Below are 15235 nucleotides of genomic sequence, written 5' to 3' on the forward strand. Positions count from 1 at the left end.
GATTCATTGTAAACTGGAGTTTCATTGTTCAACATGACGGGGAGAGTGGTGGGTGGTGTGTGATGGTTTTTGATTTTAATGGCTGATTGTAGGGGCGTAGCAAGCTACGCCCCTACAATCAGCTATTAAAATTTCTACATATATTTTTTATATTGGTTTTTTTAATAAATCTGCGTTACAAACGCAGGTCTCTAAAACCCTTGATATGCTTCGCTAAACAAGTGCGATTAAATTGTCCTTATTTGTAATGTGGATATTCGAGAGCAAAGAGAGTATTGTCTTAAAAATACACCGGATTAAACTTTACCCCATCAACCCGGTTAAACTCAACTGCAGGAAATGGGATTTTTATCAGATTTAAGGCTTTCAGCATTCCGCGAACCCATTTTTTATTAGTCCTGATTCGAGAAAAGTCTACATCTAGTGAAATTAGGTATTGTCTGTACCTTTCAAAATGAGGAAAAGGCTCTCCTTGATAGTATGTTGGGTTGTCAAATTCATAAATCATACCATTAGCGCTATATCCAAAGGAAATATTAAGCCAGTCTGGTACCTTTTGAATTCCTGTTAATTTTTTGATGTTTCCGGATAGCCAATAGGTATGGGCATTATAATCCAGGAAAAATCTTTGGATATGATTTTCTCCAAGGTGATCATGATAATCCGGGTAGATACTTGGTGAATATGAGAATTTCATCAAAAAGATCTGCTCATCGAATACCGCTTCCTGAATAGTAAATATTGCTGATCCTGCAGTGTTGGCAATCATGTCATACCATGAAAATCCCCAGCCTTCGTACATGCCATCAAAGATTTCGATTGGTGTTTGAAATATCAAGCCTGTTGGTCCACCATAGATAAGGGCTTTTTTCTTGCTTACACCGGCAGCTCGAAGAGCATAATAGGCGGAATAACTATATCGGTAAGCTCCGAATGCATGCCCGGCTTTATCCATTTGCAAGTATCCCTTAGAGTCATCGTAATAATGGAAGGGTACTCGGTCGTGATCTTTGTACCAGATAAATTGTAAAAAGGAAATACCTGCCAAATAAGTTCCGGTTTCGATCCCTATTGTTTTAATTAGCTTCTTTTTGTCTATCGAATCGGGATATGATTCTGATAACTGATGCTGACCAAAACATAATGAAGTTATACTAAAGAAAAGGATGAATAAAAATTGTCTTTTCATAGTGAGGTAGTTGATAAAAATCGCAAGTTAATTACCATTATCGATAAGCATAATAAAAACAAAGTATTATTCAATTCAAATAATATGCAATAACCTACAGACTTTAGTTATTAAAATGTATAAAAATATAATACTGCTTTCTTATTTTTTTTGAGAGTATTATCTTTAAGATTGTATTATGGATGTTCTTTTTTACAGTTAAAAAGCATCATAATAACTAAAATATATTAGGATTATAACTTTTTAATTTTGTGGATCTTACCAAAGATTCACTTAGCATTTTTAAAAATTAAATTAACTATGATGAGAATTTTAACACTTACATTGACCCTTACCATTTTGTTTGCTTCATGCATGAGTACGGAAGAAAAAAAGCAAAAAGCAGAAGAAGAGGGTAACGCACTTGTAGCTATTAAATCCAAACTTTTGAAAGGAGCTGGTGATGCATTAAAAAGCGATGGAAAGGAAGCAGCCGAATCAGCTAGTGAAGGTGTTGGTGAAGTAATTAAAGGCGTGAACTCTGGTTTTGACAAAAGCCTTAGTGGAGTTGATATAGCAATAGACTCCGCAACAAGCGAATACTTTGAAATAGGTAGATCTCACAAGGATTTCTCTGGTGAAGAAGATGAAAAGAAAGTATCAGTTTACTTAATTGCCAAGAATAATTTTGAAGGGAAAGTAATGCTAAAGGCATTTGATGCAGATGGCAAAGAAATTGGTAGAAGTACTCAAGAAATAAAAATTGAGAAAGATGAAGCTAATTATTCTGATTTTACTTTTGATAAACGCACCCCATTACTTCAGGCAACAAGCTTTTCTTTAGAAGTAAAGAAGTAATTGTGAACCAGGATTTAACGGATTAAAAAAGATTACCAAGATTATAAAAAAAGCCTTCAGATTATTTCTGAAGGCTTTTTTTATTACTTAGATTTTGGTTTTGCTGCCATGAACATTCAGATATTTCACTTATTGTTAGGTTGTGTCTATGTCACACATGAGTAGTTATATTTATAAATAAGTCATTGTTAGCTGAAGGAGAACCGTTCAATATGACGAGGTGATTGGTGGGTGGTAATTGATGAATTTTGATTTTCAATTCTTTGTAGGGGCGTAGCATGCTACGCCCCTACAATCAGCCATTAAAATTTGCACATAGATGTTTCTCGACATTTGCAATGTTGAGTCATTATCGTAGGATCTGTGATCCGACTTAAATTTACGAGAGTTCTCTATCACCCTTGCCATGCTTCGCTAATCAAGGGCGATGAATAGTACCGTGAGTCAATCGTCATCGTTTGGAACGAGGATGGTTGAGGTTGGCATTTGTAATGCCTTATCATGATTCATTCTGCAAATCTTGAAAAGCCTCATGTATTAAGTTATCAACCTACCCAATATACACTCCTCCATATCAACAATTTAATCACAGCTCATAAACTTAAGTTAACATTGGCTTTGACCATTTAATAAACTGTTAAACAACGCAACCCAATGACTTAACATTATATATCGAAGTTTGCTTCCAGATTTTAGAAACCAAAAACGAAAATCGGACTAACGAAATGAAAAAATTAATTAATTCTATTTTAGCGTTCGCCCTAATCGCGGGATTTTTAACGCTACAGTCATGCGACGATGATGAGACTCAAAGCTCAGCAAAAGACATAACTTCATTTGTATTTGCTGGTTTAAATCCTCAGGTTGATGGACAAATCAGTGGAACATCTATTACAGCTTCAGTTTTTCCTGGCACTGATGTTACTGCATTAGTTCCAACTATCGCTGTTTCTTCAGGAGCTTCTGTTGACCCGGCTTCAGGAGTTGCTCAAGACTTTACTTCTCCAGTGACTTATACGGTGAAAGCTGAAGATGGATCTACTAAAAGCTACACTGTTACTGTTTCTGAAGCATCTGAAGTTACTTACATGGGAGGAACTTACACAGATGATGATTTCATAGCAGGTATTACATATAATCTTGTTGCTGGTGAAGACTACTTATTCGACGGACTTGTATTTATCGAAGCCGGAGCTACTTTAAATGTTCCTGCAGGTACAACTGTTAAATTTAAAAATGCTCCTACAACTGGTGACAACACTTCTTCATTAATCATCGCTAGAGATGCTATGATTATGGCTGAGGGTACTTCTAGTAACCCAATTGTTTTCACTGCGGAACTTGATGATGATAACGAAGGTGTATTAACTCCTTCTGATAATGCTCAATGGGGAGGTCTTATTATGCTTGGAAATGCTCCTGCTTATAAAGACGGTATAACAGATGGAATTGCAATTGAAGGTATCGACTCTGAAGAAGTTAGAGGTCAATATGGTGGAAATGATGCAAATGATAATTCAGGTGTATTAAAGTATGTTTCTATAAGATATACTGGAATTGGTCTTGCTGCAGGTGATGAGATCCAAGGACTTACATTAGGTGGTGTTGGAGCTGGTACAGTAATTGATTATATTGATATTTTCTCAACAGCTGATGATGGTATTGAAATTTTTGGTGGTACTGTTAATATCAAGCACATTGCAGTAGCTTTCTCTACTGACGATGATTTTGACTTTGACTTAGGTTGGAGAGGAAATGCTCAATTCTTATTTACATTAATGAGAAATGATGTTGAAGGTTATGATCATGCAGGTGAGTGGGATGGTGCTGATCCAGATGATGCTCCTTTATTTTCTGCTCCAAATGTATTTAACTATACAGCTATAGGACCTGGTCAAAATGCAACTGGTCGTCAAAGAGCGTTCTTAATGAGAGAAAACTTTGCTGGAAAATTAGGTAACTCTGTTATCGTTGACTTCCCTGGTTATGCTATGGAAATTCAAAACCTAACAGGTACTAATCAGGATTCTTATGGAAAAATAACTACTCCAGTTGATGGATACCAGCTTGAGATCCTTAATAATACTTGGTCTGCAATTAAAAAATATGATGGAAGTACAGTGGCTTCAGTCGTAGAACCTTCAGATGATACAGAAATTTCAGATGTTGTTGCTGAATTAACTGATAATAACAATAAAATTTCTTCAAGTCCAATTGTTTCAATTACAAGAGGTAGCGGTGTTTCTGATGTAACTGTTGATCCACGACCAACATCTAATGATGATGAAGTTGCTACAGTACCTTCAGGAATGGAACAAGTTAACTATAGAGGTGCTTTTGCCGCTGGTGAAGCTACTTGGTTAGCTGGATGGTCTGCATTATCTAAATTTGGATATGTAACTGAGTAATTTTAACTCACTAATCAAAATATTAGGCCATCTCAAAGTGAGATGGCCTTTTTTATTATCAGTCTTTTTTTCATACCCAACCCATAAAATAAGGGATGCAAAAACATTTTTCATGTTACTTAAATGTTACTTATTTGGAAAACCCTCACATATCAAAATATAATTTGGTATTTGGGGGTTATACCAAATTAGAGGTTGTGAGCTGGATTAGGTCAGGAATTTTCAACTATTGGTTAACTCTTATTTTATAGCACATTTACTTAGGTTACATCTTATGTTAACTAATTGTTAATGCAGTGTCTTAATGTTTCTTATTGCGTTAACAAATTGATAAAAACCACGTAAACACCACGCTTGTTTGTAAGCATATCTTTGCAGCATAAAATAAAAAATGAAATGAATTACTCAAAGGTATTATTTTTCTTATTGTTCGTAGCAGGGGTATATACTGCCCAGGCTCAGAATGGTAGTTTAAGTGGTATGATTACCGATGGTGAAACAGGTGAAGAGCTTATCGGTGCAACTGTTTACATTCCTTCAATAGCGAAAGGAGCAGTTACAGACATTTATGGAAACTACTCGATCAAAGGAATCCCTGCAGGGACTTATAAGGTTGAGGTTTCTTATGTTACATACCAGAAAAACACAATAGAAGGTGTTGAGATCAAGGATGGTCAAAATACAGAAATCAGTGTGGCGCTTTCTACTGCTGAACAGCAACTAGATGAAGTTGTTGTCGTTGCGAAACAAATCAAAAACAACGAAGTTGCGCTTCTTTCAATGCAAAGAAAAGCTGTTGGAGTTCAGGATGGTATTTCTTCACAGGAAATCAAAAACCTTGGAGCTTCTAATGCCGCAGAATCTATGAAGCAAGTTACAGGAGCTTCAATTGAAGATGGTAAGTATGTTGTAATGAGGGGTTTAGGTGATAGATACTCAATATCACTTCTAAATGGTATTCCTTTACCCTCTGCAGATCCATACAGAAACTCTACAAGTATGGATATGATTCCTGCAGACATGGTAATGAATATTGTTACACAGAAAACATTTACTCCTGACATGCCGGGCAACTTCACTGGAGGAGCTGTTGATATCACTACTAAATCAATGCCGGAAGAATTTTACTTCAACGCTGGAATGAGCTTTGGTTATAATACACAAAGCAGTTTTAGAGACGATTTTATCACTGATTCAAATTCTGGCGGGATGGATTGGTTAGGTTATGATGATGGAACAAGAGACAGACCAACAGTATTTGATGCTAATAAGCAATACCTTCAGGGTTCAGCAGCGAATCAAACGGCTATTATTGGTAGAGTTCCTGAAAATGATTTTGAAAGAAATTTAATTGATGAATCTTCAAAAGCATTCAATAGCTCATTTTTAGAAAGAAGAAAAAGTTCTGCAATGAACTATGGACTTAATATCGCTTTTGGTAACCAGCATCAATATGGTGATAAAAAGTTAGGATATAATGTCGGTCTCTTATATGACAGATCTTATGAAATGGTGCCTTCTGGTATGGAAGGGTATTATTCTAGAAGTTTAAGTGGAACTTCTGATTTAGTAAGAGAGCAAGAATTTACTACGATGTCGGGATCTGAAAAGGCAACAGTTGGAGGTTTATTTGGATTATCATATCAGTTCAGCCCAACAAATGAGATAAATTTTGATGCGATCTATAATCATAGTGGAGAATCTTATGCTCAGGTAAATGATGGTTACTGGAGAAATACCGCTTATCCAAATTTTAACACAAGAGTTAATGGATTCAAGGAAAGAGAATTAGTGGATCTTCAATTAAGAGGTAAGCATTATTTCATGAATCTTAATGAATTAAAAATTGATTGGTCAGCAGGCCGTGTAAATGTTTCGCAGGATGAACCTGATATGAAGCTATTTGCATATAACACCACAACTTCAAATGGTCAAACTGATTATATAATGAATCAATCTGAGGTAGGAATTCTTCCAACTCATTTATACAGATATTTAAATGATGTTCAATATAATGCTAAACTAGATATCTCTTTTAAATTGCTAAAAGATGCTGAGCATACTTTAAAGTTTGGAGGGTGGTATTCTACTAAGGAAAGAGATTATGAAGAATTTTTCTATAGCCAGGTTCAGGTACCTGTGAACCAGTATAATCCTTCATATGTAACTTTTAGTGAAGCAGCTGGTGATTTTGATAGATTCTTTTCAGATGCAAATTCTGGAATTGTTGATACACCAACTTCAAATGGAACTGGGCGATACGGGTTTGGTAATTTTTATCAAGATCTTTCAAGACTGCAAAATTTTTATAGTGGTAATGAAACAATCATTGCAGGATATGCAATGGCAGATTTTAGGGTAACTGATAAATTCCAGGTAGTTGCAGGTGGTAGAGTTGAGACTACAGATATTGAGACATTGAGTCTTGATAAAAATGCTGCTCCTGGTATTATAGATCAGGTTGACTTTCTTCCTTCAGTAAATACAAAATATGCCATCACTGAAAATGCAAACTTGAGACTTGCTTATTCACAGACTTTAGCCAGACCAAATCTTAGGGAAATCGCACCTATTTTCTCAATTAGTATGGTTGGTAGACCAAACTTCTTAGGAAATCCAGATTTATTACGAACAAAAATTCAGAACTTTGATTTAAGATATGAATTGTTCCCGAAGGCTGGTGAATTAATTGCATTTTCTGCTTACTATAAGAGCTTTAATGATCCGATTGTATTGCAGTTGACTCCTAAAGCTTCTTCACCTGAAATTCGTCCAATTAACGTAGGTACAGCTACCGTATATGGCGCTGAGGTTGAATTTAGAAAAAGATTAGATTTCCTTGGTGAAACATTCCAAAACTTTAAGTTAAGTGCTAATTTTAGCTATATCTATTCTCGAATTGACAAGAGTGATGAAGAAATAGCTGCTTTCAGAGCACAAGGCTTAGACCTAGATGAATGGAGACCACTTCCTGGACAATCGCCATATATTGTAAACGTAGCACTAAATCATTACAGTCCGAAACTTGATTGGGATAATACATTAAGTTTTAATATCTGGGGTGAAAGATTGTCATATGTTACTGGCGCAATTGATCCGGATGTTTATGAGCAACCGAGACCATCTTTGAATTTTGTGTCAAGAAAGAGTGTTGGTGAACATTGGTCAGTTTCGTTCAAAGCAATGAACATACTGAATATGACATACGAGAAGAAATTTCAAGATACTGAATACGATTACGAAACCTACCAGGTTGGTACAGACATCAATGTAGGAGTATCATATAAATTTTAATCCTGATTAATTAATCAATCATTTGTAAAAATGAAACTTTATAAATCGGGAAAAGAAACCTTTTGAGGGTTCATTTTGGGGCAGCATCCAGGAGTGGAGCTGCCCTTTTTTATTGCTTTCCCAAATACTCTTCTTTAATTAGCTCGATAGCTTTTTTCATGGTTTCTGTTTCATGATAAAGACTGTCAGACTCCTGATGTTTAAGCTGTAATAAAGAGTCAATCTCAACATTCTCGGTTTTAAGACGATCAATCATAGCTTGAAGCTCTTCGATTTCTTTTTGATTTGTCTCTTTTTTCTCTTCAAGAGTCTCAATTTTATTTAGTGCTTTGGAATATTTTTTACTTACAAACTCTGAAGCATCTTCAGCATCTTTAATTCTTTTTTCAAATTTTAATGCTTCAAATTGATTTAATATGGAGTAAAGTAACTGCTCAAGAATTTTATCATCCATGCTCTCCTGGAAAGAGACAAAAACTTCATATTTTTCTGAAGCAATTTTATTTATGGAGCTTACAATAATATGTCCGGTATATTTGTACCCTTCTTTTTCAAAATAGGTTAGTTTATATCCTCCAGAGCGGTTTGTCTTTCCATTGTTCTCAATAATAATATCAACAGATTCTGAGATGAGATCTTTGTCACCTTCAATAGTAATCGACCCTCCTTTATACTTGATTCCATCGATTTCTACTGTTTTTGAAGTATAAAAATTATTTTGACCTGATGATATAAAACAAAGAATACCAAAAAGAGTCATAAATGTGTATCTTAAAAACATATACAGGATTTTTATGAATAAACACGTTGTAATTACTGGCGGCACCGGCCTGGTTGGCTCTTCCCTCGCAAAAAAATTACTGAAAAACGGGTATCAGGTGTCGATTTATAGCCGCTCAGCAAACAAAGATAGTAACCCTCCGCAATATTACTGGTCTCCGGCTAAAAAAGAAATAGATACGACGCCATTGCAAACTGCAGATGTCATTATTCATCTTGCCGGGGCAGGAGTGTTTGATGAAGCCTGGACAGAAAAGCGAAAAGAGGTTATAATTAAAAGTCGTACAGAAAGCTCAAAGCTACTGGCAGAACAGTTACCGTCATTACCCAATATCAAAACTGTTATTGGAGCATCGGCTATCGGTTACTATGGTAAAGATACCGGTGATAAATGGATAATCGAGGAGGCTAAGCCTGGTGATGATTTTCTTGCTCGTGTTACAGTAGATTGGGAAAAGGCAGAGCAATCCATGGCTGTAGAAAATGTTCGGTTAGCACAAGTTAGAATCGGAATTGTTTTTGCCAAAGAAGGAGGCGCGTTACCTCAATTAGTTCAACCTATTAGATTTTGGGGTGGAGCTCCCCTTGGTTCAGGAAATCAATTTATGAGTTGGATCCATATTGATGATCTGGTAGACATGTTTATTTATCTACTTGAAAATGAAAACCTTTCTGGAGTATATAATGGAGTGGCTCCTAACCCGGAAACAAATAAGAAAATCACAGAGCTATCTGCCAAAGCTCTTGGTAAGCCGTTAATACTTCCGAATGTACCCGCTTTCGTTTTGCGTATGATGCTTGGCGATAGAGCTGAAGTTTTGATAGGAGGCCAGAGAATTTCCGCAGAAAAGATGCAGAAAACAGGCTTTCGTTTTAGATTTGAAGAAGCTGAAGCAGCAATAAAGGATTTATTAAATAATTGAATTTTACTACATGGGCAGCCATTTACAAAATAAAGTGCTAATTTAAAGGTTGCTTTTATTACAAATCGATTGAAATGATGGAAGAACAAAATATAAATAAAGAAGAAGAACACAGAATTGTTAAAGCCTTCAAAGAAAAAAATTGGAATGAGATAAAAAGTACAGACTCTTGGGTAATATTTAAGGTGATGTCTGAGTTTGTCGAAGGTTTTGAAAAGTTAGCCAAGATAGGGCCGTGTGTATCGATTTTTGGTTCTGCAAGAACAAAAGACGACCATGATTATTACCAGATGGCTCATGATATTGCAGCCAAATTAGTTAGACATGGTTATGGAGTTATTACCGGTGGTGGCCCTGGTATTATGGAAGCTGGTAACAGAGGTGCAAATTCTGAAGGAGGACGTTCGGTTGGTCTAAATATTCATCTTCCTTTTGAACAATTCAATAATATTTATATTGACAGAGACAAGCTGATCAATTTTGATTATTTCTTTGTTAGAAAAGTGATGTTTGTCAGATATTCACAAGGTTTTATTGTAATGCCGGGTGGTTTTGGTACTCTTGATGAATTTTTTGAAGCACTAACGCTGATTCAAACAAAGAAAATTGGAGCATTCCCGATTGTTCTCGTTGGAAAATCATTTTGGTCGGGTTTAGCAAACTGGATACAGGACACATTATTAAAAGCAGAAAACAATATTAGTGAAGAAGACCTTGAGCTTTTCCATATTGTTGATACTGTTGATGATGCTGTTAAAGTAATTGATGAATTTTATTCAAAATACCTATTGTCTCCAAACTTTTAATGAATACAAACAAGCTTCTACTAACGCTGAATATTTTTACAGTATTCACCTTATTATTTTATATCGTTTATTCAGAATTCGGCAAATCACCTGTGGTTATCGAAAATGTCGATAGGACTTCTTCTCCATCGGTGTTTAATGCAAACCCGGGTGAACCAGTAGTTTATTCAAGTAAGACCGTGATGATTGACCTGCCAGATTCTTTGACTTTTGCAGGTGAAAAGGTCCCGATGGACATCCCTGATGTTCGTGAAAGGCTCGATCGTGAAATACACATTAACACTTATTGGCATAACAACTCAATTTTTTTATTTAAGAGAGCAAATAGATGGTTGCCACAGATTGAAGAGATCTTAAAAGAAAAGGGTGTTCCTGATGATTTTAAGTACCTTTGCGCAATTGAATCCGGTTTTCAGAATGTAGTTTCACCTGCGGGTGCCGTAGGGTTCTGGCAGTTTCTTAAAGAAACAGGTAAAGAATATGGTTTAGAGGTTGATAAGCAGGTTGACGAGCGGTATGACCCAATTAAGGCAACATATGCTGCATGCGATTATTTGCTAAATGCACATGAAGATCTTGGAAACTGGACACTGGTTGCTGCCAGCTATAATCGTGGTCTTTCCGGAGTAAAACGTGCGCTGGAAAATCAAAAAGTTGATAACTATTATGACTTGATGTTAAATGAGGAAACATCAAGGTATGTTTTTCGTATTCTGGCTTGTAAGGAACTACTTCAAAGTCCGTCTGATTATGGATTTGAAATCAAAGAAGAAGATCTTTACAGTGTTATCGAAACAAAGAAAGTTACTGTTAAAGAAACTATTCCTGACCTTGTTGAGTTTGCTCTTAATCAGGGAATCAATTACAAGCTATTGAAGGCTTATAATCAATGGCTGAGAGATGATAAACTGACTGTAAAAGAAGGAGAAGAATACGATATATGGATTCCGGTGCGGAAATAAAGAAGAATTTTGTGAAAGAAGAAAACGAAGCTCTTGATCTTACTGGCCATGAAAATATTGAGGTTTTTGGCGCCAGAGAACATAATCTGAAAAATATCGATGTTAAGATTCCGCGAAATAAACTGGTTGTTTTAACCGGTATTAGTGGTAGTGGAAAATCATCATTAGCTTTTGATACTATTTATGCTGAAGGCCAGCGAAGATATATGGAAAGCTTTTCAGCTTATGCCAGATCTTTTATCGGTAGCATGGAGAGACCTGATGTTGATAAAATCAGTGGTCTTTCCCCAGTAATTTCTATTGAGCAGAAAACAACTTCTAAAAATCCGCGATCGACAGTAGGTACTACAACCGAGATTTATGACTTTCTTAGATTATTGTATGCCAGAACCGGAGAGGCTTTTTCATATCTGAGTGGCGAAAAAATGGTTCGTCAAACTGAAGATCAAATTGTAAAGCAAATTGTCTCCAAGTTTAAAGATCAAAAAATATACTTACTTGCTCCGGTGGTCAAAGGTCGTAAAGGTCACTACCGTGAGTTATTTCAACAGATAAGAAAATCAGGGTTCACTTCTGTTAGGGTTGATGGTGAACTTATGGAGGTGACACCTAAAATGCAGGTGGATCGATATAAGGTTCACGATATCGAAATTGTTATTGATAAGTTAAAACCTTCCGGAGAAGCTGATAGAAGGACTATTGACTCGGTAAAAGTAGCATTGCAGCAAGGAAAAGATGTCTTGATGATTCAGGACGAATCGGGAGAGGTTCATCACTTTTCCAAAGCTTTGATGGACCCAAAAACCGGACTTTCGTATGATGAACCCGCACCGAATAATTTCTCATTTAATAGTCCATATGGGGCATGCCCGACATGTAATGGTCTGGGGCAGATCGAAAAAATCTCCATTGAAAGTATTATTCCGGATCCATCATTAAGCATTCGACAAGGCGCAATCGCTCCTTTAGGAGATTATCGCGATATCTGGATCTTCAAAAAGATCAGTGCAATTCTCAAACGCTACAAGCAAGGTATTACCACTCCATTTAAAGATTTGAATGATGAAGTAAAAGAAGTACTTCTGAATGGTGATGACTCTTTGGTATCAGTTGATTCAAAAAAGTATCCCGGCACTAAATGGAATACAACATTTGAAGGAATTATTCCTTTTCTTGAAAGTCAGCTTGAAAGTGGTAACAGCAAAATTCAAGACTGGATAAAGGATTATATGGTGATCTCTACTTGTCCGGAGTGTCATGGGCAACGATTGAAGAAAGAGTCTCTTCATTTTAAAATCGATGATAAGAATATTGCTGAACTGGCAATGTTTAGCATTGTTAAGTTAGGTGAGTGGCTTGAAGGAATTGAGGACCGTATGACTGACAAACAAAAAGTTGTTGGAAAGGAAATCCTTAAAGAAGTAAGAAAAAGAATAGGCTTTTTATTGGATGTTGGGTTAAGTTATCTTCATCTTAATAGACCTTTGAGAACTCTTTCTGGTGGGGAAGCTCAGAGAATCAGACTAGCCACACAAATCGGAACCCAATTAACTGGTGTATTATATATACTTGATGAACCAAGCATCGGATTGCATCAAAGGGATAATGTAAAACTTATTAAAGCATTACAAGACCTTCGTGATCTTGGAAATACTGTTATGGTTGTCGAGCATGATAAGGATATGATGCTCGAATCTGATTATATAATTGATATCGGACCAGGCGCAGGAAGACATGGAGGGAAAGTCGTTGCTGCAGGTACCCCAAAAGAGTTTACCGCAACAAGCACCAAAACAGCTGCATATCTTAATGGGCTAAAAGCTATTGAAGTTCCTGAAAAAAGGAGGGAAGGTAGTGGAGACCATTTAATTTTGAAGGGAGCTTCAGGAAATAATCTCAAAAATGTAACTCTCGATCTTCCATTAGGAAAAATGATCTGTATAACCGGGGTGTCTGGTAGTGGAAAGTCAACGCTTATTCATGAGACTCTATATCCATTGTTAAATAATTATGTTTATCGTTCTTCAAGAAAAGCAATGCCACACAAGGCAATTGAAGGGTTGAAAAATATAGATAAGGTAATAGAAGTAGATCAGTCTCCTATAGGTCGTACACCAAGATCAAACCCGGCAACTTATACTGGTGTATTTAGTGATATCAGAGCTCTTTTTTCTGATTTACCTGAGTCGAAAATCAGAGGTTATAAGCCAGGGCGTTTTTCATTTAACGTAAAAGGCGGAAGGTGCGAAACTTGTGAAGGTGGAGGAATGAGAGTGATTGAAATGGACTTTCTTCCGGATGTATATGTTGAGTGTGAAACATGTAAAGGTAAGAGATATAATCGGGAGACTCTTGAAGTTAGATATAAAGGAAAGTCAATCGCAGATGTGTTGGACATGACTGTTGAGCAGGCAGTTGAGTTCTTTGAGCATTTACCAAAGATTGTTCGAAAAGTAAAAACTTTAGAGGAGGTTGGTTTGGGTTATATTAGTCTTGGTCAACATGCAACGACCTTATCAGGAGGGGAAGCTCAACGAGTTAAGCTTGCTACCGAACTGACTAAAAAAGATACCGGAAAGACAATTTATATTCTTGATGAGCCAACTACCGGTTTACATTTTCAGGATATTAGTCATTTACTTGATGTACTAAATAAGCTTGTTGATAAGGGTAATACCGTATTAATTATTGAACATAATCTCGATGTTATAAAGGTTTCTGACCATATTATAGACCTTGGTCCGGAGGGCGGTGATGCCGGAGGGCAGATAATGTTTGAGGGTACTCCTGAAGAATTAATTAAGAAGAAGAAGAACTATACTGCAAAATATTTGGCTCTTGAATTAGAGTAGATCTTGATATTGTTTTTGGGTTTTGGTAAATTACCAAACTATTTTTTTACCTAAATCCACTTGTTATGAAATTTTTTAGACAATCTCTATGGCTTTTTCTACTAGCCATATCTACACTCAATTCTTTTAGTCAATCAACATCTTTTGAAAAGGCTAAACAACAAGGTTCCGGAACATTGGAGTACATGTACGTTGCTACTCCAGGGTTTATGGAAAATGAAAATGGAAAATATTCAGGGATTTGTGTTGATATCTTATCAGGCTTTGAAAAATGGGTGCAATCGCAATATGGAATCACACTTCAAACCAAGTATGTTCCAACTGCGAATGAAAGCTTCCCCACCTTTTTGGGTAAAGTAAAAGCAGGAGGGGCCGGTGTAATTGGTGTCGGAGGCATTACAATTACCGAACAAAGAAAAGCTTCATATTCATTTAGCTATCCATTTATTAATAACATATCAATTTTAGCAACACACTCAAGTGTTCCAGCAATATCTTCTCCAGACCAAATTGCAACTGCTTTTGCTAATATGACAGCACTTTCAGTAAAAGGTACAACAAATGAGAAAGCTTTATTGGAATTAAAAAGGAAGCATTTTCCTAATATGAAAATAGAGTATTTGCCTAGCAATATGTATGTAAGCCAAAAAATTGCAGAAGATCCAAAGTATTTTTCTATTGTTGATCTTGGGTATTTTCTGGCATCATTAAAAAAGTATCGTACTATTAAAAGACAGCCTGCTATGGATGAGTCTAACGAAAGGTTTGGGTTTATTATGCCTAAGAATTCTGATTGGGCTCCTGTCTTGTCTGAGTATTTAAAAAGTGTATATTTAAATAGTCCGGAACACAGAAAATCTATCGCGACACATTTGGGCCCTTCAGCTCTGAAACTCCTTGATTCATTCGCTAATTAAGCTGAAATAAAAATATATTTTTAAGACCTCAATTTATCTAAGTTGAGGTTTTTTATTTCATAACTTTCAATCAAAAATGTCAAGTTCTGTCATCTGAAGGGCGATTTTTGATATTTTCATTTGAAGACTGAGACTCCAAAAACACGGGATTGCCAAATTAAAAATTGGAATAATTACACAAAATAAATTTTGCTAACGTAACTGTAAAAATTGTTTGTGTTTTTTTGGTCTTGGAACTAATTTTCAGTTCTGATACTAACCTAAATT

10 protein-coding genes are annotated in these 15235 nt (G+C 36.0%); 8 read left to right on the forward strand and 2 right to left on the reverse strand.

The genetic code is table 11. The annotated features are described in order from the left end of the window. Positions 1–280 precede the first annotated feature (280 nt). Positions 281–1189, reverse strand: coding sequence for a DUF2279 domain-containing protein (locus HH304_RS01845; RefSeq protein WP_169677738.1), 909 nt, complete (start codon positions 1187–1189; stop codon positions 281–283). Positions 1190–1489: 300 nt separating this feature from the next. Between HH304_RS01845 and HH304_RS01850 the strand changes: the two genes are divergently transcribed. From HH304_RS01850 to HH304_RS01860, 3 genes are all read left to right on the forward strand, one after another. Continuing rightward, positions 1490–2026: a hypothetical protein gene (locus HH304_RS01850; protein ID WP_169677739.1), complete on the forward strand. Its 537-nt coding sequence runs from the start codon at positions 1490–1492 to the stop codon at positions 2024–2026. A 725-nt stretch (positions 2027–2751) separates the two neighbouring features. Further along, the gene (locus HH304_RS01855) at positions 2752–4434 is read left to right on the forward strand and encodes a DUF5018 domain-containing protein (protein ID WP_169677740.1); all 1683 of its coding nucleotides are present in this window, start codon (positions 2752–2754) and stop codon (positions 4432–4434) included. 396 nt (positions 4435–4830) lie between these two features. Continuing rightward, positions 4831–7728 (forward strand): TonB-dependent receptor, encoded by a 2898-nt coding sequence (locus tag HH304_RS01860; protein WP_169677741.1) that lies wholly within the window; start codon positions 4831–4833, stop codon positions 7726–7728. Between the two features lie 109 nt (positions 7729–7837). Here HH304_RS01860 and HH304_RS01865 read toward each other — a convergent pair whose 3' ends face one another. Beyond that, positions 7838–8509: a hypothetical protein gene (locus HH304_RS01865; protein ID WP_169677742.1), complete on the reverse strand. Its 672-nt coding sequence runs from the start codon at positions 8507–8509 to the stop codon at positions 7838–7840. A 13-nt stretch (positions 8510–8522) separates the two neighbouring features. Between HH304_RS01865 and HH304_RS01870 the strand changes: the two genes are divergently transcribed. The 5 genes from HH304_RS01870 to HH304_RS01890 all read left to right on the forward strand — a co-directional run bounded on the left by HH304_RS01870 (position 8523) and on the right by HH304_RS01890 (position 14968). Beyond that, the gene (locus HH304_RS01870; protein WP_169677743.1) at positions 8523–9431 is read left to right on the forward strand and encodes a TIGR01777 family oxidoreductase; all 909 of its coding nucleotides are present in this window, start codon (positions 8523–8525) and stop codon (positions 9429–9431) included. A 77-nt stretch (positions 9432–9508) separates the two neighbouring features. Next, a complete protein-coding gene (locus HH304_RS01875) occupies positions 9509–10237 on the forward strand; it encodes an LOG family protein (RefSeq protein ID WP_169677892.1) in 729 nt (242 codons plus the stop codon). Then, on the forward strand, positions 10237–11199 hold the full coding sequence (locus tag HH304_RS01880) for a lytic transglycosylase domain-containing protein (RefSeq protein ID WP_169677744.1): 963 nt from the start codon (positions 10237–10239) through the stop codon (positions 11197–11199). Before HH304_RS01875 ends, HH304_RS01880 begins: the two co-directional genes overlap by 1 nt. Beyond that, entirely contained in the window at positions 11178–14051 is a 2874-nt protein-coding gene (gene uvrA / locus HH304_RS01885) for an excinuclease ABC subunit UvrA (protein WP_169677745.1), read from the forward strand. The genes HH304_RS01880 and uvrA overlap by 22 nt, the downstream gene beginning before the upstream one ends. A gap of 65 nt (positions 14052–14116) precedes the next feature. Beyond that, positions 14117–14968 carry a substrate-binding periplasmic protein gene (locus tag HH304_RS01890; protein WP_169677746.1) on the forward strand — a complete coding sequence of 284 codons (852 nt, stop codon included), beginning with the start codon at positions 14117–14119 and terminating at the stop codon, positions 14966–14968. The last annotated feature ends 267 nt before the right edge of the window (positions 14969–15235 follow it).

Source organism: Marinigracilibium pacificum (genome assembly GCF_012926615.1).
GTDB classification, from domain to species: Bacteria; Bacteroidota; Bacteroidia; order Cytophagales; family Cyclobacteriaceae; genus Mangrovivirga; species Mangrovivirga pacifica.

Coding starts and splice junctions, on each gene's coding strand:
- HH304_RS01845 (WP_169677738.1), bottom strand. CDS start 1,189: ATGAAAAGACAATTTTTATTCATCCTTTTCTTTAGTATAACTTCATTA.
- HH304_RS01850 (WP_169677739.1), top strand. CDS start 1,490: ATGATGAGAATTTTAACACTTACATTGACCCTTACCATTTTGTTTGCT.
- HH304_RS01855 (WP_169677740.1), top strand. CDS start 2,752: ATGAAAAAATTAATTAATTCTATTTTAGCGTTCGCCCTAATCGCGGGA.
- HH304_RS01860 (WP_169677741.1), top strand. CDS start 4,831: ATGAATTACTCAAAGGTATTATTTTTCTTATTGTTCGTAGCAGGGGTA.
- HH304_RS01865 (WP_169677742.1), bottom strand. CDS start 8,509: ATGTTTTTAAGATACACATTTATGACTCTTTTTGGTATTCTTTGTTTT.
- HH304_RS01870 (WP_169677743.1), top strand. CDS start 8,523: ATGAATAAACACGTTGTAATTACTGGCGGCACCGGCCTGGTTGGCTCT.
- HH304_RS01875 (WP_169677892.1), top strand. CDS start 9,509: ATGGAAGAACAAAATATAAATAAAGAAGAAGAACACAGAATTGTTAAA.
- HH304_RS01880 (WP_169677744.1), top strand. CDS start 10,237: ATGAATACAAACAAGCTTCTACTAACGCTGAATATTTTTACAGTATTC.
- uvrA (WP_169677745.1), top strand. CDS start 11,178: ATGGATTCCGGTGCGGAAATAAAGAAGAATTTTGTGAAAGAAGAAAAC.
- HH304_RS01890 (WP_169677746.1), top strand. CDS start 14,117: ATGAAATTTTTTAGACAATCTCTATGGCTTTTTCTACTAGCCATATCT.